Annotated in this window: 20 protein-coding genes; 19 read left to right on the top strand and 1 reads right to left on the bottom strand. The window is 55.9% G+C overall.

Features of this window, described 5'->3' with window-relative positions:
• Positions 1 to 3: 3 nt before the first annotated feature.
• The 3 genes from KI617_RS15800 to KI617_RS15790 all read left to right on the top strand — a co-directional run bounded on the left by KI617_RS15800 (position 4) and on the right by KI617_RS15790 (position 1439).
• Positions 4 to 513 (top strand): FixH family protein, encoded by a 510-nt coding sequence (locus KI617_RS15800; protein WP_226452035.1) that lies wholly within the window; start codon positions 4 to 6, stop codon positions 511 to 513.
• Positions 514 to 581: 68 nt separating this feature from the next.
• Positions 582 to 683 (top strand): DUF3149 domain-containing protein, encoded by a 102-nt coding sequence (locus KI617_RS15795; RefSeq protein WP_404826734.1) that lies wholly within the window; start codon positions 582 to 584, stop codon positions 681 to 683.
• A gap of 108 nt (positions 684 to 791) precedes the next feature.
• The gene (locus tag KI617_RS15790; RefSeq protein ID WP_226447854.1) at positions 792 to 1439 is read left to right on the top strand and encodes a TonB family protein; all 648 of its coding nucleotides are present in this window, start codon (positions 792 to 794) and stop codon (positions 1437 to 1439) included.
• 9 nt (positions 1440 to 1448) lie between these two features.
• Here the strand turns inward: KI617_RS15790 and KI617_RS15785 are convergent, their stop codons facing one another.
• The gene (locus KI617_RS15785; protein ID WP_226451897.1) at positions 1449 to 1982 is read right to left on the bottom strand and encodes an NUDIX hydrolase; all 534 of its coding nucleotides are present in this window, start codon (positions 1980 to 1982) and stop codon (positions 1449 to 1451) included.
• A 183-nt stretch (positions 1983 to 2165) separates the two neighbouring features.
• Between KI617_RS15785 and motA the strand changes: the two genes are divergently transcribed.
• The 16 genes from motA to cheZ all read left to right on the top strand — a co-directional run bounded on the left by motA (position 2166) and on the right by cheZ (position 20255).
• Positions 2166 to 3023, top strand: a complete 858-nt coding sequence (gene motA, locus KI617_RS15780; RefSeq protein ID WP_226447852.1) for a flagellar motor stator protein MotA — start codon at positions 2166 to 2168, stop codon at positions 3021 to 3023.
• A gap of 25 nt (positions 3024 to 3048) precedes the next feature.
• Complete coding sequence (gene motB / locus KI617_RS15775) at positions 3049 to 3999, top strand: flagellar motor protein MotB (protein WP_226447850.1); 951 nt, start codon at positions 3049 to 3051, stop codon at positions 3997 to 3999.
• Between the two features lie 32 nt (positions 4000 to 4031).
• Positions 4032 to 5249 (top strand): methyl-accepting chemotaxis protein, encoded by a 1218-nt coding sequence (locus KI617_RS15770; protein WP_226447848.1) that lies wholly within the window; start codon positions 4032 to 4034, stop codon positions 5247 to 5249.
• 18 nt (positions 5250 to 5267) lie between these two features.
• On the top strand, positions 5268 to 5633 hold the full coding sequence (locus KI617_RS15765; RefSeq protein ID WP_226447846.1) for a response regulator: 366 nt from the start codon (positions 5268 to 5270) through the stop codon (positions 5631 to 5633).
• An 88-nt stretch (positions 5634 to 5721) separates the two neighbouring features.
• Complete coding sequence (locus tag KI617_RS15760; RefSeq protein WP_226447845.1) at positions 5722 to 8073, top strand: chemotaxis protein CheW; 2352 nt, start codon at positions 5722 to 5724, stop codon at positions 8071 to 8073.
• Positions 8074 to 8095: 22 nt separating this feature from the next.
• Positions 8096 to 8596: a chemotaxis protein CheW gene (locus tag KI617_RS15755; protein ID WP_226447843.1), complete on the top strand. Its 501-nt coding sequence runs from the start codon at positions 8096 to 8098 to the stop codon at positions 8594 to 8596.
• Positions 8597 to 8627: 31 nt separating this feature from the next.
• Positions 8628 to 11006 (top strand): methyl-accepting chemotaxis protein, encoded by a 2379-nt coding sequence (locus tag KI617_RS20470; protein WP_319004120.1) that lies wholly within the window; start codon positions 8628 to 8630, stop codon positions 11004 to 11006.
• 39 nt (positions 11007 to 11045) lie between these two features.
• On the top strand, positions 11046 to 13883 hold the full coding sequence (locus KI617_RS20465; protein WP_319004119.1) for a methyl-accepting chemotaxis protein: 2838 nt from the start codon (positions 11046 to 11048) through the stop codon (positions 13881 to 13883).
• A 2-nt stretch (positions 13884 to 13885) separates the two neighbouring features.
• Positions 13886 to 14788: a CheR family methyltransferase gene (locus tag KI617_RS15730; RefSeq protein ID WP_226447841.1), complete on the top strand. Its 903-nt coding sequence runs from the start codon at positions 13886 to 13888 to the stop codon at positions 14786 to 14788.
• 12 nt (positions 14789 to 14800) lie between these two features.
• Positions 14801 to 15406: a chemoreceptor glutamine deamidase CheD gene (gene cheD, locus KI617_RS15725; protein WP_226447839.1), complete on the top strand. Its 606-nt coding sequence runs from the start codon at positions 14801 to 14803 to the stop codon at positions 15404 to 15406.
• A gap of 60 nt (positions 15407 to 15466) precedes the next feature.
• Positions 15467 to 16525: a protein-glutamate methylesterase/protein-glutamine glutaminase gene (locus tag KI617_RS15720; protein WP_226447837.1), complete on the top strand. Its 1059-nt coding sequence runs from the start codon at positions 15467 to 15469 to the stop codon at positions 16523 to 16525.
• A 77-nt stretch (positions 16526 to 16602) separates the two neighbouring features.
• On the top strand, positions 16603 to 16908 hold the full coding sequence (locus KI617_RS15715; protein ID WP_226447835.1) for an STAS domain-containing protein: 306 nt from the start codon (positions 16603 to 16605) through the stop codon (positions 16906 to 16908).
• 135 nt (positions 16909 to 17043) lie between these two features.
• Entirely contained in the window at positions 17044 to 18012 is a 969-nt protein-coding gene (locus KI617_RS15710) for a chemotaxis protein (protein WP_226447834.1), read from the top strand.
• A gap of 17 nt (positions 18013 to 18029) precedes the next feature.
• Complete coding sequence (locus tag KI617_RS15705; RefSeq protein ID WP_226447832.1) at positions 18030 to 18965, top strand: chemotaxis protein; 936 nt, start codon at positions 18030 to 18032, stop codon at positions 18963 to 18965.
• Between the two features lie 24 nt (positions 18966 to 18989).
• Positions 18990 to 19385, top strand: coding sequence for a chemotaxis response regulator CheY (cheY, locus tag KI617_RS15700; protein ID WP_011286501.1), 396 nt, complete (start codon positions 18990 to 18992; stop codon positions 19383 to 19385).
• Between the two features lie 9 nt (positions 19386 to 19394).
• Positions 19395 to 20255 carry a protein phosphatase CheZ gene (cheZ, locus tag KI617_RS15695; protein ID WP_226447830.1) on the top strand — a complete coding sequence of 287 codons (861 nt, stop codon included), beginning with the start codon at positions 19395 to 19397 and terminating at the stop codon, positions 20253 to 20255.
• Positions 20256 to 20266 lie beyond the last annotated feature (11 nt).

The following is a 20266-nucleotide window of genomic DNA, read 5'->3' as shown; positions in this document are numbered from 1 at the left end:
TCGATGACCTTACGCAGCAATAATCAACCTTGGTACAAGGAACGCTGGCCGTGGATTTTGATGGCGGGACCGGCCGTCGTTGTTGTGGCCGGCATCATCACCTTGTGGCTGGCGGTTGTCAGCAACGATGGCTTGGTGACGGATGATTACTACAAGCAGGGATTAGCAGTTAATCAGCAATTGCGCCGGGAGCATCAGGCCGGGAGCCTGGGGTTGCAAGCCGATGTAATGCGGGCCGGAGCCAATGTTCGTCTGCTTCTCCGGGCGGAGGAAAATGCCAAGTTGCCGACAGCGATTACGCTCAAATTGGCGCATCCGACCCGGGCTGGTCAGGATCAGGCGTTGCAGATGACTTCTGAAGGGCAGGGCTTTTTCAGCGGAAAACTCGCTGCGGAAGTGACAGGGCGTTGGCTTGTTTCGATTGAGGACCCTGCCGGTCAATGGCGGCTTCAAGGTGATTGGCTGACTGATTCCGAGGAACCGCTGCGCCTGGTGGCGAAGGCGGATAAGTAGTTTCTTTGTTTGTTACTGGGAGGTGACTTATGGCGTGGGAACTTTTGTTTACTAGCGATATTGGTCTGATGAGCCTTGTTGTGATCGTTGGTGTGCTGATTATCGGCGTGGTGATGGGCAAGATGTACGCTGGCAAGATGGACGAAGAGTCGCGCAAGCTGGGCAAGTAACGATGCCGTCCGCCGTGCCGTTCTAAGAACGGTGGTGGATCTCGGGCCCCCGTTCGGTTCTTCCGGCGGGGGTTTGTTTTTTTGAGCTGAAACAGATAATACTGGCGCATGTTTCGTGCCCTTATTATTTCGTTTGTCCTGCATCTGGCCGTGCTCATTTCTCCAATTCAGCCGGAGGAGTTGGCATTGCTGTCGTCTGAGGGTAAGCATAGTGTCTTGGCTGCGACCTTGCACAAGGCATATGAAGTCGGTGCTGCCCCGATTGGTGCCGACAGTGCCGGACATCGGCAGGGAGTATCGGTTTCTCGAAATAGCAAGGGGGTGCGGCAACCCGATGAACCAATACGGACTCAGGCCAAATCTCCAGCTTCAAAGCCCATCGTAACGGATGCCGGATTTTCACTGAATAATGCACGCGATCCCAAGCCGGTGATACTCGCTGAGGCGTCAACGCTATCTGCCGAAGAGGAGAAAGAATACCGTTTGAACTTGTCTCGCGAAGCGCGAAAACTCAAGCGTTATCCACTGGTCGCTCGTGAACGCGGTTGGGAGGGGGTGGTCGTTGTTGCTGTTGCAATGCCGCTGGGTTCGGGCACGCCTGTCGTTTCGCTGGAGCGCTCAAGCGGATATGATGAACTGGACCATCAGGCGCTGGAGATGATGCAGGCGGCGGCAAGGCAGGCAACCTTGCCGGTAGCTATGCAGGGTCGGCGGTTCGGGATTAGCCTGCCGATCGAATATCGTCTGGCGGATTAGTCGGGGACGTTAAAGCGGTCCTAACTGGGCTTCGTGAAAGCCGAAGTTACCCTCTTTTCGATCGGCCAGATAACGTTCCAGGCAGAGGGCGACACTGCGAAACGCCAGGCTTTCCCAGGGGATTTCCTCTGGTGCAAGAAGTGCCACCTCCAGGCTTTCGTCCCCTGCCGCATAGTCTGCTTCTTTTAGTCGTCCCCGGTAAAAGAGATGAACCTGATTGATGTGGGCAATGCTGACTAAAGCAAACGGAGCATCAACAAGAATTTGGGCCCGGGCTTCTTCATGGGTTTCACGAACTGCAGCTTGAGCCGTGGTTTCTCCATTTTCCATGAAGCCGGCAGGCAGTGTCCAAAACCCGTAACGTGGCTCGATCGCGCGCCGGCAGAGCAATATGCGGTTTTCCCACTCGGCAACGCAGCCAACGACCAAGCGGGGGTTCTCGTAGTGAATGTGTCCGCAGGCATTGCAGACGTGCCTGGGGAGCGAGTCCCGGGTTGGAATGACAAAGGAAACACCTGAGCCGCAGCGGTTGCAATACTGGATCACGGAGATTTTGGCAAAAAATGGGATTTCCAGTTTAACACCTGGCCTCGTTGATGATCCTGTGTTCCGCAGTGGAGGCCTGTTTCTTTCTTTGCACACCGTCAATTCATGTGGCTACAATAGCGAAAACCATTCACTGGGCGGATCTGCGCCGGTTCTCGCTGGCGCGATAGGGGGCTTTGCATGTTTCTGATTGTCGGGTACGTCATCATTCTGGCAGCGGCGTTAGGGACGTACGCCATACACGGTAGCCTGCTTGCCCTTTGGGTGCCTACCGAGTATGTGGCCATCGTTGGTCTGACCATCGGTTACTTCGTGGCAGCCAACAACATCAAGATCATCAAGGCCACAGTTGCGGCGGTGCCTGGAATTCTCAAGGGTTCAAAATTTAACAAGGCTTTCTATATTGATGCCCTGGCCATGCTTTTCGAGATTCTGGCCAAGGTTCGCAAGGAAGGCCTGATGTCGATTGAAGGCGATATCGAAAATCCGGATGCGAGCCCGATTTTCAGCAAATACCCCAATCTGGTTCACGACCACCACATCATGGAGTTCGTCACCGATTATCTGCGCATGATGGTCGGCGGTAACCTGAATACGGTGGAGATCGAGAGTTTGATGGATGTCGAGCTGGAAACGCATCACCACGAGGCCGCCGAGCCTGGTCACGTAGTGTCGAATATTGCGGGTGCGACCCCTGCCTTTGGTATCGTGGTGGCGGTGATGGGCGTGGTGAACGTCATGGGTTCCGTCGGCTCGCCGCCAGCAGTTCTGGGCAAGATGATCGGTGGCGCGCTTGTGGGTACTTTCCTCGGTATTCTGATTGCCTATGGCTTTGTTGAGCCTGTTGCCAAACTGTTGGAACAAAAGGCAAATGAGGAGGCAACAATCTACAAGTGCATCAAGATGGTTCTGCTTGCCTCGATGTCGGGCTATGCCCCGCAGGTTGCCATCGAGTTCGGGCGCAAGACGCTGGATGCACACTCCCGTCCCAGCTTCCGCGAGCTTGAGGAAGAGCTTAAGGCGCGCAAGGGCAAGTGAGCCTGCTTCGACATAGACGAACTCAATGAGCGACGATTCCACACGCCCCATAGTCATCAAGCGCAAGAAGGTTGTGGCGGGGGGCGCGCATGGTGGCGCCTGGAAAATTGCCTACGCCGACTTCGTCACCGCCATGATGGCGTTCTTTTTGCTGATGTGGCTGCTTGGCTCTACGGCCAAGGGGGATTTGCAGGGCATCGCAGATTTTTTCCAGAATCCCTTGAAGCTTTCACAGCAAGGGGGCAGCGGCTCCGGGGATGCGAGCAGCGTGTTGCAGGGTGGCGGCAAGGATCTGACCCGCCAGTCCGGCCAGGTCAAGCGGGGCGATGTCGAAGCAAAAAAATCGACTTCCTTTTCCAAGGAGGCTCAGGCCGAGTTTCGTCGCAAGGAGCAGGAGCGGCTGGAAAGCCTGAAGGCGAGTATCGAAAAGATGATCGAACAGAGCCCTCAGTTGGCCCAGTTCAAGAAACAGATGCTGCTTGATATTACGTCGGAAGGCCTGCGTATCCAGATTGTCGATGAGCAGAATCGGCCGATGTTCGATTCCAGTAGCGCCGATCTCAAACCCTATACCCGGGATATCCTTCGTCAGATAGGCAAGGCACTGAATGGTGTTTCCAACCGGGTCAGCCTGGCGGGGCATACCGATGCCGCACAGTTTTCCGGTGGCGAAAAAGGCTTTTCCAATTGGGAGCTGTCTTCCAATCGGGCCAACGCTTCGCGACGTGAATTGGTCGTGGGGGGCATGGATGACAGCAAGGTGCTCAGGGTTGTCGGCTTGGCATCGACCGTTTTATTCGACAAAAATGATCCCCTGAATTCGGTCAATCGACGTATCAGTATCGTCGTGCTCAATCAGAAAACCGAAATGGCTATTCTGCAAGAGGAAGGGCCGGAGTCAGAAGTGGGGAATGAAGAAAGCGTGCCCGAAGGTTTGAAACTCCCAGGGGTAGGCAAAAAAGGAACCGCTGGCTGAGTTATTCAGGCGGGGGAGAAGAGGGAGATGGCATGAGCGGTAATGGCAAGTTGATCTTGATCGGCGGTGCTTGGACGGTGCTGGTCGCTGCCACACTCCTTGCTGTAGAACCTATAGCACGTTCGCCGGTTGTTATTTCTTCCTTGGTGGCAATGCTTGCAGGCTGGTTGATTGCAGGCAAAGTTGCAGCAGCACCGTCTTCTGAGCGTGAAAGTGCTACAGAAACAAGCCGCATTGAGCGCGATATCATTGAGCAAAGCGGCAATGCGATCGTCCGTGTCTCCACTGAGGCGTCGCGTCAGGTCGGGGAAATGCGGAGCGAGGTTGCGCGAGCCCAAAATATCTTCAACGAGGCGATCGGCAAGCTGGTCGGCAGTTTTCAGGGGATGAATGCCCAGATTCAGCGTCAACAACAGCTGGGTATACAGGTTGTATCTGGGGGCGGCGATGGTGGGACGATGACGGAGTTTCAACTATTTGCCAACAAGACGTCTGAAACCCTGCGTCAGTTTGTCGAGAGCGTTGTCGAAAATTCCCGTCTGGCCATGTCCCTGGTTGAGATGACTGACCGAATCATTAGCCAGATGAGTGAAGTGCGCGGCAGGCTGGGTGAAATCGAGGGGATTGCCAAACAGACCAATCTTCTGGCGCTCAACGCCGCCATTGAGGCTGCTCGGGCCGGCGAGGCTGGGCGCGGGTTTGCCGTTGTGGCTGATGAAGTCCGGGATCTGTCCGGTCGAACCAATCACTTCAGTCTGCAGATTCGTGGTGCCCTGCAAAAGATGCAAACGACGATCGAGGCGACGGAGCAGGCGATCAACCAGATGGCTGCTCAGGACATGACCTTCGCCCTGACTTCAAAGAGTGACGTTGAGCAGGCGATGAGTGGCATCAACGATATGAATCGTCGTACTGGCGAGACGGTCAGCGAGTTGAACATGATTGGTGAGCAGGTTGAGCTGGCGGTCAATCAGGCAATCATGTCCCTGCAGTTTCAAGATATGGTTACCCAACTCCTGGAGCATGTCACCCGGCGCCTGGATGTGGTAGATGAAATTCTAGCTGATGAACAGCGGGTGGCCGGCGTGCTGAATAACAGAGGGGACTCCGCGGTTACCTTGGCGGCATTGGCCGATCTCTGCCAACACGTTGACCAGATTTCTCAAAAAATGAGTGTTATTTCACAAAAAGTAGACAATAATCCCGTCAATCAAACCGGCTTCGCCAGCGGCGAAGTTGAGTTGTTCTGATTTTTTCACGAGGAAAAAATGGCAAAAACCGTTCTTGCAGTTGACGATTCCGCATCCATCCGTCAGATGGTGTCATTTACCCTGAAGAGTGCGGGTTACGACGTCGTTGAGGCGGTCGATGGGATGGATGGTCTCGAAAAGGCCAAGGCAAAAAGTGTCAATCTGATCCTGACCGACCAGAACATGCCGCGCATGGATGGCCTTACCTTGATCAAGAATCTGCGTGGACTGCCGCAGTATGCTTCCACGCCAATTCTGATGCTGACGACTGAATCCTCTGATGCCATGAAGTCTCAAGGGCGTGCGGCCGGTGCCACGGGCTGGCTGGTCAAGCCGTTTGACCCGCAAAAACTGATTGAAGTTGTGCGCAAGGTGATCGGCTAACACTAAGCCGGCTGACCTGTAACAGGGCAGGTCGTTCGCATACCATTTTCGCCTGCCAGTACATTGGCCGGCGTGCTCGGGGGGTAGCATGGCTATCGACATGAGTCAGTTCTACCAAGTCTTCTTCGATGAATCGGCGGAGCACTTGGCGGCAATGGAGGGGTTGCTGCTTGATCTGGATATAGAGAATCCGGATTCAGAGCAACTCAATGCCATTTTCCGTGCGGCACACTCGATCAAAGGAAGTGCCGGAACGTTCGGTTTCACTGACCTGGCGGAAACCACCCATATTCTTGAGAATTTGCTTGATCGCATCCGCAAGCAGGAGCTTGGCTTGCGTGCCGACATGGTCGACGCGTTTCTGGAGTGCGGTGACCGCCTGCGCGAGATGCTTGAGGCCCACCAGGGTAGAGGTGAGGCCGTAGACCAAGCTGCTGTTGAGTCAATTTGTGCCCGATTGCGTGAGCTATCCACGGATAGCAAGTCCGCCGCTGCGGCTGAGACGGGCACGCCTGCAACGCAGGGCGTGGGCGGGGCGCCTGAAAATAAACGTGTTTTTGATATTCAGTTTGTGCCGACAGAGATTTCGGCAAAAGGCGATGGCGTCACAAACCTGCTCGATGAGTTGAGTTCGCTTGGGCAACTGGAGGTGTTGAACCGGCCGGATGCTGATACCCAGAATGTGGGTTACTGGCAGGTTCGTCTTGTCTCTGAGCAGGGGCAGGATGCGTTTGCCGATCAGGTCGATTTTATTGCTGAAAACGGTGCCTGGCGGGTGGTCGAGAGCCGCCTTGCCGATAGTGCCGGTGAAGCGGCATTCGGGTTCTTTGATGACTCGCCGGGTGTGCCGGATGATGAGTCGTCTTATGGCTTTTTTGCACCGCTCGATACCGCATTGCCTACGCCGGCCTCCACTCCCCCCGAGCCAGCCGAAGATGAAGGTTTCGGTTTCTTCGAGCCTCTGCCTGCGGCCGTTGCGCCTGAGGCGAAACCCGAGGGCGGTGGCGAAGAAGGCGATGGCTACGGATTTTTTGCGCCATTGGCGCCCGCTGAAAAAGCAGCGGAAGCCTTGGAAGAAGGAGATGGGTTCGGGTTTTTTGTTCCGGTAGCGGCGCCGGTTGTATCTGCCCCCCCTCTGGCGCCCGCAGCTCTGCCGGTCGCAGAGATTAGTTCGCCGCCGGTAAGCGTTGTGTCGGAAAATCTGCCGGTTGAATCGCGGAGCCGAGTCGCAAAAGCAGCAGCACCCGCTGCCGCCGCGGGTGATTCATCGATTCGTGTCAGCATCGAGAAGGTCGACCAGTTGATCAACCTGGTTGGCGAGTTGGTCATTACCCAAGCGATGTTGCTGCAAACGGCGACCCAGATGCAGGAAAGTGCGCCGGAGCGACTGGTAAACGGTCTGGCCCAACTGGAGCGAAATACCCGGGATCTGCAAGAGTCGGTGATGTCCATTCGGATGATGCCGATCTCCTTCGTTTTCTCCCGTTTCCCGCGGGTGGTGCGCGATCTCTCTGGCAAGCTCGGCAAGCAGGTCGAACTGAAGACTTCGGGGGAGACCACCGAACTCGACAAGAGTCTGATCGAGCGGATTGCCGACCCCCTGACTCACCTGATCCGCAACAGTCTTGATCACGGCATCGAGTTGCCCGACAAGCGGATTGCCGCAGGCAAGAGCCCGGTCGGAACCATTACCCTCAAGGCCTATCACCAGGGCGGCAATATCGTCATCGAAGTGGGCGACGATGGTGGCGGTTTACCGCGCAACAAGATTCTCGCCAAGGCCCGCGAACGAGGTTTCCAGGTCTCGGACCAGATGACGGACTCGGAAGTTTTCAACCTCATCTTCGAGGCTGGATTTTCGACGGCGGATCAAGTGACCGATGTGTCCGGCCGAGGCGTCGGCATGGACGTCGTGCGCCGAAACATCCAGTCCATGGGTGGTCGGGTCGAGATTGAATCCATGCTTGGGGTCGGCACCCGGATGACAGTTCGTCTGCCCCTGACGCTGGCAATTCTCGATGGCATGTCGATTGCCGTCGGGGACCAGACCTACATTCTGCCGCTGTCCTATGTCATCGAATCGTTCCAGCCGCGGACGGGGGACATCAAGACCCTTTCCAACCAGGCCCGGGTGATTCAGGTGCGGGGTGAATATCTGCCCGTTATCGTGCTCCACGAGCTATTCAACATCAAGCCAAAGGCGTGCGATTTTACTCAGGGCATCATGGTGGTGATCGATGCCGATGGTATCAAGGCGGCACTGTTCGTCGATGCCCTGGTGGGGCAGCATCAGGTCGTCATCAAGAGCCTGGAGGCCAATTACCGTCGGGTGCAGGGGATTTCCGGGGCGACCATCATGGGCGATGGCCATGTCGCCTTGATTCTGGATGTGTCAGCAATTGCCGGAATGGCCAAGACAAGTATGCATAAAGCCGGCTAACGGCTGGATCGAGGAGCAAAAGATGGAAGCGATAACGCAAAGCGGAACGGCTGCAGCCGAAGAGGATCTGGTGGCCAGCGAGTACCTGACCTTCACCTTGGGTAGCGAAGAGTACGCGATTGACATTCTCAAGGTGCAGGAGATTCGCGGCTACGAACAGCCGACCCTGATTGCCAATTCACCCGCTTTTATCAAAGGGGTGATCAATCTGCGCGGCATCATCGTGCCCATCGTTGACCTGCGTATCAAGTTCAATCTTGGCAAGATCGAATACACCCCATTCACCGTGGTGATCATTCTGAATATTGCCGGGCGGGTAATCGGCGCGGTCGTCGACAGCGTCTCCGACGTCATGTCGCTGACTCGCTCGCAGATCCGGCCGGCCCCTGATTTCTCCGGGAACTTCGATACCAAGTACATCCTCGGTCTGGCTTCGCAGGAGTCCCGCATGATGATCGTGACCGATATCGAGCGCCTGATGTCCAGTGCCGATATGGAATTGATCGATTCGGCGACCGAATAATCCGATAACGCCCATTTGACGAGGACAGGGAATGCTCAGCTTGCGTAGTTACAAGATTGGAACTCGACTCATCCTGACGACCATCGGCGCCCTTGGCCTGATGATTGTCTTCGTCGGCATCGCGCTGTATAGCCTGAACACAATCGGCGAGAAGGTCGATCACATCATCAATAACAACGTCAGAAAGACGTCGCTGGCGGTCGATATGCGCATGCGCAATCTGCTGATTGCCAGACACACGCGGACTGCGTTGATCTATACGAATGTGGACAAACAGCTAGGGGAAAAGGCCAAGGTCGAGGCCGATTTTGCCAAGTATCTGGAGGCTGAGACCCAGATTGTGGACACAACGACCTCGCCGCGCGGAAAAGAGATCGTGGCGCGCATTCTGGCCACGCGCAAGGCGGTCGAACCGTCAATCACTCAGTTGTTCGAAAACATCAAACTGGGCGATCGAGCTGAAGTCGAAAAAGTATTTTTTAACGATTTCCGCCCCAGGATGCAGGAATGGTTTGATGCAGTTGGCGAATATGTCCAACTGCAGCGTGAAAACAATGACCGGGACGTGGCCGAGATCGGTGCAGTCAAGTCCAGTGTGCAGACCACGATGTTGCTGTTGATAGTGCTTGCTGCTGCCGTGATGATTCCGGCCGGGATATGGGTGACACGGCAAATCACCCGGCCGCTGAAAGAGGCGGTTTCAATTGCCGAGTCGGTGGCTCAGGGCAATCTGGAAAATCGTATCGACCATGTCGGCAACGACGAACCGGCGCAGTTGATGCATGCCCTCGGCAAGATGCAGTCAGACCTGAAGCAGCGAGTGGACGCTGAGTCCAAGGCGGCGGCAGAAACGACGCGAATCAAGGTGGCGCTTGATGTCTCATCCACCAGTGTGATGGTCGCGGATGTAAATGGCGTCATCATTTACTGCAATAACTCGGTACTCGAAATGATGCGCAACGCGGAGGCGGACCTGCGGACACAATTGCCGAATTTCCGTGCTGACGCCATTCTGGGTTCAAACTTCGACATCTATCACAAGCAGCCAAGTCACCAGCGCAACATGCTGGCGGCACTGAGAGGCATCCATCGCACCGAAATTGCTATTGGTGGCCGCTATTTCACGCTGGTGGCCTGTCCGATTGTCAATAACCAGGGCGAGCGCCTTGGCACCGTCGTCGAATGGCGGGATCGCACCGCTGAGGTGCTGATCGAAAACGAAGTCGCCACGATCATCGGCGCCGCAGCCTCGGGCGATTTCAGTCGCCGCCTCGACGCCGGCAAGATGACCGGTTTCTTCAAGCAAATTTCCGAGGGCATCAACAGCCTGCTTGAGGCCAATACCCGCGCACTTGGCGATATCGGCGCGATGTTCGCGCGTCTTGCCCAAGGCAACCTCACCGAGAAGATCGACGCTGACTACCAAGGCGTGCTCGGCGTTCTCAAGACCGATGCCAATTCGACAGTCGACAATTTGCAGGAGATCATCTCCTCGATCAAGGAAGCCACCGACGCGATCAACACGGCAGCGAAGGAAATTGCCTCGGGCAACCAGGACCTGTCGAGCCGGACGGAAGAACAGGCGAGCAGCCTGGAAGAAACCGCTTCCAGCATGGAGCAACTGACCAGCACCGTGAAGCAGAATGCCGACAACGCCCGCCAGGCCAACGAACTGGCCGGCAATGCCCAGCACGTGGCCGTCAAGGGCGGCGAAGTCGTCGGGCAGGTCGTCGACACCATGAACGCCATCCACCAGTCGAGCAGCAAGATCGCCGACATCATCGGCGTCATCGACGGCATCGCCTTCCAGACCAACATCCTGGCCCTCAACGCTGCCGTCGAAGCCGCCCGGGCCGGCGAACAAGGCCGTGGCTTTGCCGTGGTCGCCACCGAAGTCCGCAACCTCGCCCAGCGCAGCGCCGCCGCCGCCAAGGAAATCAAGGGACTGATCTCCGACTCTGTCGAAAAGGTCGAAATCGGCAACAAGCTGGTCGATCAAGCCGGGCGGACCATGGAAGAAGTCGTCTCGAGCATCAAGCGGGTTGCCAAGATCATGGGCGACATCTCCGATGCCAGCCGTGAGCAAAGCTCGGGCATCGAACAAGTCAGCCTGGCCGTCAGCCAGATGGACGAAGTGACGCAACAGAACGCCGCACTGGTTGAAGAAGCCGCAGCAGCGGCTGAAAGCCTTGAGGAACAGGCACACAACCTGGCTCAGGCTGTTTCTGTTTTTGCCATTTCAAAAGATCAACCGATCGCCCGTCGAGTATCACCGACCGCACGCGTTGCCCCATCGTCGGTCAAGATGGCGCTTCCGCACCGGGAGCCGGTTCGACTGGTCGAGCCTGCAGCAAAATCCTCGGCCAAACTTGCCGCGTCCAAGGACGATGACAAGTGGGAAGAGTTTTAGACCCAGCTACACAGAGAAAAGAACGGACGAGGAGGAGCAATGAGAACAAATTTGCCGGTAACCACCGTAGAGCAGCATTTGCGGGATGACACCCTGATCGTATCGAAAACCGATCTCAAGGGGCGGATCACATATATCAACCGGGACTTCCTCGACATCAGTGGTTTTACTGAAGCGGAACTGATTGGCGAGCCGCACAATCTGGTTCGCCATCCCGATATGCCGTCGGAGGCCTTCGAGGATCTATGGCGTGATCTGAAGGATGGTCGCCCCTGGACGGGCATGGTCAAGAACCGTTGCAAGAACGGCGACTACTACTGGGTTCTCGCTACGGCGACGCCTATCCGTGAAGGCAGCGAAGTTGTCGGCTACATGTCGGTGCGTCGCAAGGCCTCTGCCCAGCAGATCCAGGCGGCCGAAGAAGCCTACCGACTGTTCCGCGAAAAACGCCAAGGCAGCCTGCAGATTCGCCATGGCGCTGCCGTCAAGGGTGGTCCTGGTCTGCTCTCGGGGCTTTCTCTGAAAAACCGCATGACGGCCGCCTTTGCGGTCATTCTTCTGGCTGTTGCCTTGGTGGCAGGGCTTGGTCTCTGGGGGATGGGGCGGAGCGACGATGCGGTTGCCCGGCTTTACAACAATCGCCTTGAGCCTGTCCAGGAGTTGGCAGCAATCGGCAAGCTGATGGCGGACAATCGCTCGCAGATCCTTCTGGCTTTCCAGCACGATCCGGCCAGTCCCAATGCCAAAGCCCATGAGCACGGCGTAGATACTCACCTCGGCGCGATCGATAAAAATATCTCTACCATCACCGGCCATTGGGAGCGCTATTCGAAAGCAATTGCTTCTGACGAACACCGCCAGTTGGCAGATGCCTATGTGGCTGCCCGCAAGGTTTACGTCACAGAAGGCCTGTTGGCTGCAAAGGCTGCAATCGCGGCAGGTCGTTACGACGAAGCCAATGTGATCCTCCTGAAGAAGCTCAACCCGGCGTATGAAGAAGCTTCGAAGCGCGCCGACGATCTCTACCAATTGCAGATTAATCGGGGCAAGGCGCAACTGACGGAGACCGACCAGGCATACCAGCAGTTCCGCATCATGGTGATCGCCATCGTCCTGGCTGCGCTGGCTTTCGGCGCCTTTGTCGCCTGGAGCATCATGCGCTCCGTCATGCGGCCGCTGGAGGACATCATCGCGACCTTCCAGTCGCTGGCTCGCGGCGACTACACACGCAACGTCGATATCACCCGTAATGACGAACTGGGCAAGGTGATGCAGGGGCTGCAGTCGATGCAGATCCAGCAAGGCTTCAATGTCGCCGAGGCGAGCCGCGTCGGCGACGAAAATCTGCGAATCAAGATTGGTCTGGATTGTGTGAGCAGCCCTGTGCGCATTGCTGATCTTGATGGGCGCATCATCTATGCCAACAAGGCCCTCCTGAAAGCGGTTGAAGAAATGGAGGAGGTTCTGAGGTCATATATTCCGGGGTTCAGTGCCGACAAATTGGTTGGCAACGATGTGGGTATTTTCTATCGGGACGGTCGTGACGAAGCTATCGCCAAGCTGAAGAATTTGACGGAGATGCGACGTTCGGAGATGGATATCGGGAACCGTGTTTACATGGTGACTACCAATCCGATCATTAACGACCGAGGTCAACGTCTCGGTACGGTCGGCGAGTGGCGTGACCGGACGAATGAGGTGGCAGTAGAGCGGGAGGTGGCCGCCATTGTTGGGGGCGCCGCTAACGGCAATTTCACCGTACGCGTCGGTGAGGAGGGCAAGGATGGGTTCTTCCGCAGCCTCGCTCAAGATCTCAACCGCCTGCTCGATACCAGCCAGCGGGGATTGGAGGATGTTGCCAACGTGCTTTCGGCCATGGCGGATGGCGATCTGACGAAGACCATTGAAGCCGAATATGCCGGTACCTTCGGGCAACTTAAGGATGATGCCAACACGACCGTCGCTCGCTTGCAGGAAATTGTCGGGCAGATCAAGGAGTCAACCGACGCGATAAACACGGCGGCGAAGGAAATTGCCTCGGGCAACCAGGACCTGTCGAGCCGGACGGAAGAACAGGCGAGCAGCCTGGAAGAGACCGCTTCCAGCATGGAACAACTGACCAGCACCGTGAAGCAAAACGCCGACAACGCCCGCCAGGCCAATGAACTGGCCGGCAACGCCCAGCACGTGGCCGTCAAGGGCGGCGAAGTCGTCGGGCAGGTCGTCGACACCATGAACGCCATCCACCAGTCGAGCAGCAAGATTGCCGACATCATCGGCGTCATCGACGGAATCGCCTTCCAGACCAACATCCTCGCCCTCAACGCTGCCGTGGAAGCCGCCCGGGCCGGCGAACAAGGCCGCGGCTTTGCCGTGGTCGCCACCGAAGTCCGCAACCTCGCCCAGCGCAGCGCTGCCGCCGCCAAGGAAATCAAGGGGCTGATCTCCGATTCCGTCGAAAAGGTCGAAATCGGCAACAAGCTGGTTGATCAAGCCGGGCGGACCATGGAAGAAGTCGTCTCGAGCATCAAGCGGGTCGCCAAGATCATGGGCGACATCTCCGATGCCAGCCGTGAGCAAAGCTCGGGCATCGAGCAAGTCAGCCTGGCCGTCAGCCAGATGGACGAAGTGACGCAACAGAACGCCGCGCTGGTTGAAGAGGCCGCCGCTGCGGCTGAAAGCCTTGAGGAACAGGCGCACAACCTGGCTCAGGCTGTTTCGGTTTTCAAGGTCGCAGAAGGGGGCGGAATGGCTCGTCTGGAGGCACCGCGCAGCAGCCAGCGGGGTGCTGCTCAGGCACCGCGTAACGAGCGGATTAGTGCCAAGAAATCGCCGGCACTGCCAACCAGTCTGGATGACGAGTGGGAGGAGTTCTGATCATGACCGATCTGCGAAAGCCGGCACCACCTGTATCTACGCTTAGATCCTCACTGTCGGCAAGTTTGCCGTCGCGCGAGGCGAGCAATCGAGAGTTTTCGTTTTCGACGACGGATTTCGAGCGTGTGCGCAAGCTGATTTACCAGCACGCCGGTATTTCCTTGTCGCCGGTCAAGCAGGACATGGTTTATTCCCGCCTGGCCCGTCGCCTGCGTGCGACCGGCAAATCATCCTTCGCGGAATATCTGGATGCGCTGGAAAAAAATGGCGGCGATGAATGGGAGCGTTTCGTCAATTCGTTGACCACGAACCTCACTTCCTTTTTCCGCGAGCCGCATCATTTTCCGATCTTTGCCGAACATCTTCGCAAGATCGGCACCACGCGCCCAATTCGCGTCTGGTGTTCGGCGGCATCGACCGGTGAAGAGCCTTATTCGATCGCAATGACCGTCCAAGAAACCTTTGGCGCCAACGTTTCGCACGTCACGATCATGGCTTCGGATCTCGATACCAATGTGTTGGCAACGGCCCAGAAGGGGGTGTACCCGATTGAACGGGTCGAGAAGCTCTCACCGGAGCGCCTGCGCAAATTCTTTTTGCGCGGAACGGGGGCGCAGGAGGGCTATGTGTCGATTCGTCCCGAGTTGAAAAAGATGATCGAGTTTCAGCGCATCAATCTTCTGGATGCGAGTTACTCGGTCAAGGGGCCGCTCGATGTGATCTTTTGTCGAAATGTGATGATCTATTTCGATAAGCCAACCCAGTACAAGATTCTTTCCCGCTTTGCGCCGATGATGCAGCCGGATGGCCTGATGTTTGCCGGTCATTCGGAGAGCTTCCTGCATGCGGCAGACCTGTTCAAGTCCCAAGGCAAGACGGTTTATGCCTTGGCCCGTGCACGCTAGCGAAAGGACGAAGTGTCACACGCCTACGACGAAAATCTGGCTACCAACCGCTATTTTGATCGCAAATTTGGATTAGAAGCAGCCAAGATACTGCCGGGTGAGTATTTTGTCGCCAATCAGGAGGCATTGCTGGTGACGGTGCTCGGGTCTTGTGTGGCAGCCTGTATTCGGGACAGCGATTCCGGCATCGGCGGGATGAACCATTTCATGTTGCCTGACGACGGCGGACGGGAAACAGTCGGCACATCGGCGCGTTACGGCACCTACGCCATGGAGGTACTGATCAATCACCTGCTCAAGCTGGGCGCGCGACGTAATCGTCTGGAGGCCAAGGTGTTTGGTGGCGGAGCTGTACTGGCCAGTCTGGCCAGCAGCAATGTCGGTGCCAGAAATGCCGAATTCGTACTCGATTTTCTCAAAACTGAAAAAATCCCTATCGTGGCAAAGGACTTGTTGGATTCCTATCCACGGAAAGTCTACTATTTTCCCTTCTCCGGGAAAGTGCTGGTCAAGAAGCTGCATCGTGTTCATAACGATACTTTGTTCAGCCGCGAGAACGACTACAAGGTGCGCCTGGCTGGAGCGCGCATGGAAGGCGACGTCGAGCTGTTTATTTGAATGTGAATGGGCTGGGCCAAGCTTGAGATCCTGCAAATTTTGCCTTTGATTACGGAATAAATGCCGATAAAAATTCGAGTTCTCGTGGTTGATGATTCAGCCTTGATGCGTGGCTTGTTGAGCCAGATGATCAATCTTGCTCCCGACATGGAGGTGGTCGGGGCGGCTCCGGATGCCCAAAGCGCACGCGAAATGATCAAGGTGCTGAATCCGGATGTGCTGACGCTCGATGTTCAGATGCCGAAAATGGATGGCCTGGAGTTTCTCGAGCGTCTGATGCGCTTGCGTCCCATGCCTGTGGTCATGGTTTCTTCATACACAGAGGCTGGATCCGATACGACGCTGAAGGCACTGGAGCTTGGTGCCATCGATTTCATCGGCAAGCCCAAGGCTGATGGCGAAAGGAGCATGGAGAATTATGCAGAAGAACTCGTCGAAAAGATTCGCGCCGCCAAAGGGGCGCGACTCCGCCGGACAATGACCGGGCATGGGGGGGGCGCAACGAAACCGGCTCCGGCATCGGCGCCGGCAAAAACAGGCTTGGGGGGCAGCGGGAAAATCATTTTTGTCGGCGCTTCAACAGGAGGAACGGAGGCAATCAAGGATTTCCTGCTCGGTATTCCTGCGGATTGCCCACCAATCCTGATCGTTCAGCATATGCCCGAAACGTTTACCGCCTCTTTTGCGCGTCGTCTGGATAGTCTGTGCGCGCCACGCGTCGTCGAAGCCAAGGGAAATGAAAAAATTGAGCCTGGCACCGTTTATGTCGCGCCAGGACATTCCCATTTGTCGATTCGGCGTGGTACTTCCGGTTTCCTGACCGAGCTCGCTGCGACGCCCCCCGTCAATAGGCATCGCCCAGCCGTCGATGTGTTGTTCGATTCGGCAGCTGCACTGGTCGGTCGCAAGGCGATCGGGGTAATCCTGACGGGCATGGGTAAGGATGGTGCTCAAGGATTGCTGCGCATGCGCCAGGCAGGAGCAAGAACGTTTGGACAAGATGAAGCTAGCTGTGTTGTTTACGGGATGCCGCGCGAAGCATTTTTGATCGGCGCGGTCGATGAGCAGTGTTCGCTGGACGACATGGCGCGGCGGGTTATCGGTGCCATCAACTCGTAAACGACAGGACAGACTTGTCGCATATGAGTAAAGTATTAAACTAGAGCGCAGTCCGGGTTATTTGAATAGGAAAAAAAATGCAAGCAAGTATTGTCAATGAGGCTGGCAAAGCGATTATCAAGCTGGTCGGACGTTTTGATTTCAACACCCACCGCGAGTTTCGCGGCTCCTATGAGCCCTTGGTTACTGATGCCGCAGTGAGATCTGTTGTTGTGGATTTTTCAGGGGTGGACTATCTCGATAGTTCCGCCTTGGGTATGTTGTTGATGTTGCGTGACAAATTGGGCGGTGCAAACAAAGAAGTTGCCCTGACCGGTGTTCGTGGGAATGTGAAACAGGTGCTAGATATTGCTAATTTTGGTAAATTGTTTCAAATTTCCTAAATAATCCGCGTGGGCTGCCGTTAATGTTGCTAAACGCGGTCACTGGGTGGTGAAGGGTGGTACGTTGCAGTTCAAGGGTGGCGCCCACTTCGGGTGTGTAAAACAGCCCGATGTGCAACGCACGAGAGGATGAAGATGTCGGAACTACTGAAGAATATTGATGCGCGAACCAAGCTTGCTGGCACCAACAAGCTTGAGATACTCCTTTTTTTCCTCGGAGTAGATCAGCGTACGGGGCGCCGCGAAACTTATGGCATCAATGTCTTCAAGGTTCGTGAGGTCATGCGTACCCCGGTCATTACCGCGGCCCCCGATATGCCGTCTTCGGTCGAGGGAATGGTCAGCCTGCGCGGTGCTCTCGTTCCAGTGATTGATCTGGCCAAGTATTCAGGGATTTCCCCGGAGACGCCGCGTGAAATCATGATCGTCACCGAGTACAACGGTCATACGCAGGGTTTTCTTGTCGAAGGGGTCGATACAATCCTGAGGCTCGACTGGAGCAAGATGCGTGTCCCCCCTGAAATGTTGACCTCGCAGACCGGTGGCTTGGTGACTGCGGTGACGGAGCTTGAAGACAACCGCCTGGTCATGATGATGGACGTCGAGAAAGTGTTGTCCGAAACGACCAGCATCGATAACGAGATCATGTATCGGGGTGTAGTTACTGTGGATCGCCCTGATAGCACGGTTTTCTATTGTGATGACTCCAGTGTCGCCCGCAAGCAGATTGAGCGTACACTTTCGGCCATGGGCGTCAAGGGAATATCGGCGGTAAATGGCCGCCAAATGTGGGAAGAGATGGAAAAAGTCGCTACCTATGCGCAGTCCATCGGCAAACCGGCTTCTTCGATCATCAGCCTGGTGTTGACCGACATCGAAATGCCGGAAATGGACGGTTACATCCTGACCAAGAAAATCAAGTCTGACCCGCGCTTCAATGGCGTACCGGTCATCATGCATTCGTCGCTGTCCGGTATGTCGAATCAGAAGCTTGGTGCATCAGTGGGGGTGGATGAGTACGTGCCCAAGTTTGAGCCGATGCGTTTGTCCGAAACACTGGCGCGGCGCCTGGGCGTCGAAACGTCGCCAGTCAGCGTGGCTTGAGATAGCGGGAGTTGGTGATGAACCTCGTTGAGAATAAAAATCTGCTGGATAGTGTTGATGCCCGGACTCGATTGGCGGGTTCCAATAAAATGGAAATCTTGCTGTTTACGCTCGGTACGCGCGAGATTTTCGGCATCAATGTTTTTAAGGTCCGCGAAGTCGGTCGGACGCCTCACATTACCAAGACGCCGAACATGCCGCGCGGTGTCGAAGGCCTGATCTCCTTGCGTGGCAATGTTATTCCGGTGCTTTCACTGGCGCCGTTCATGCATCTGGATACTCAGCCCGGGCTGGGTAAGACAATGATGGTCGCTGAGTACTCGAAGCGTACCCTCGGTTTCCTTGTCCATGATGTTGATCGGATCATCCGTGTGGATTGGGAGCGGGTAAAGGCGCCTGAAAGCGTGCTGAGTGCGAATCAGGGCCTGATCACCGCCGTGATCGAGCTCGAAAGCGGTGGCCTGGTATCCATTCTCGACGTTGAACAGATTCTGGCCAATGCGTTTGGCGAGGCGATGATTGTCGATATTCCGCCGGCCAGGGTCGATCCGGAGACCAGCGTCTTTTTTGTCGATGACTCCAGCGTTGCCCGCCGGAAAATTTCCGAAGTTCTCGACAAACTCGGTGTGCGCCACAAGCATGCCACCAATGGCATGGAAGCTTGGACGCGCCTGCAGGGAATTGCTGCTCATGCCTTGCAGATGGGGCGCAATATCCGTGACGATGTCCGTCTGATACTGGTTGATGCCGAGATGCCGGAAATGGACGGTTACGTCCTGACCAAAAATATCAAATCAGACCCGCGTTTCGAAGGGGTGCCCGTCGTCATGCACTCTTCACTTTCTTCCGAAGCCAATCGTGCGATGGGCAAGTCGGTGGGTGTGGACGCATATGTCGCAAAATTCGATGCTGAGGCGTTGGCAGATACGCTGCGTCCGCTGATTGAACGATAACAAGTAAAGTTTCTGGAGTACTGCATGGCAGCTGATCCCAAAATGAGATTTCTGGTTGTGGATGATTTTTCCACGATGCGTCGAATTGTCCGTAACTTGCTGAAAGAGTTGGGCTATACCAACGTTGATGAGGCCGAAGACGGCGCTATCGCGCTGCAAAAACTTCAGGCTGGCGGGTTCGAGTTTGTGGTGACCGACTGGAATATGCCAAATATGGACGGTCTGACATTGCTGCAGACCATTCGTGCCACCCCGAATCTCAAGCATCTGCCCGTCTTGATGATTACTGCCGAGGCGAAGAAGGAAAATATTATTGCTGCCGCGCAGGCCGGGGCGAGTGGTTACATCGTCAAGCCCTTCACGGCGGGAACCCTGTCCGAAAAACTGAACAAGATTTTCGAAAAAATGGGTCAGGCCTAAGGGGGAATCATGTCTGCCAACAACGATTCCGACGACCTCGAAGCGCTCTTTGACTCAATCGCTTCCGATTACACCCCGGCACCAGTTGCGCCATCAGCTCCTGTTGCTCCTGCGCCGGTAGTTTCTACAGGTAGCGACTCCGATGACCTGCAGGATTTGTTTGACAGTGTCGCCGCCGAAACCCAGGCTGAACAGGCGCTTGCACAAAGTAGCAGCGACATGGCACAGGCCGTTTCTGCCTCCGGTGGTGATGCATGGTCCCAGCAAGAGGCTGTCTTCAATCGTATCGGCCATATGGCGCGTGCCCTGCACGACACGTTGGGACAACTGGGCTACGACAAACTGCTTGAGAAGACCGTTTCGGCACTTCCCGATGCCAAGGACCGCCTGACTTATGTGGCGAATCTGACCGAACAGGCGGCGTGTCGCGTCTTGAATGCCACGGATATTGCCAGTCCCTTGGTCGACGACATTGAAAATGGCGCTCGTGCGCTTGGCCAGCGTTGGGACAAAGTCTTTGCCAACGAAATGGGGCCGCAGGATTTCAAGTTGCTGGCTGCCGAAACGCGCGCCTACCTGAACGAGCAGTTGCCCAGGAAAACCCGCGACACCCATGCTCAGCTTACCGAGATCATGATGGCGCAGGACTTTCAGGATTTGACCGGGCAGGTCATCAAGAAGGTGGTTTCTCTTGCCCAGGATCTTGAATCCGGGTTGATGACTCTGCTGATTGAAGTTGTGCCGGAAACGAAACGTACCGAGGAAGTGGCCAGCCTGATGAATGGCCCGGTAATCAATGCCGAAGGGCGAACCGATGTCGTGGTTAACCAAGAGCAGGTTGATGACCTGCTCGATAGCCTCGGTTTCTGAGGGGGGGCAAT

This window comes from Ferribacterium limneticum, from assembly GCF_020510625.1.
GTDB classification, from domain to species: Bacteria; Pseudomonadota; Gammaproteobacteria; order Burkholderiales; family Rhodocyclaceae; genus Azonexus; species Azonexus limneticus_A.
Note: the sequence above shows the minus strand (reverse complement) of the source record. Positions and strands in the feature narration are given on the sequence as shown.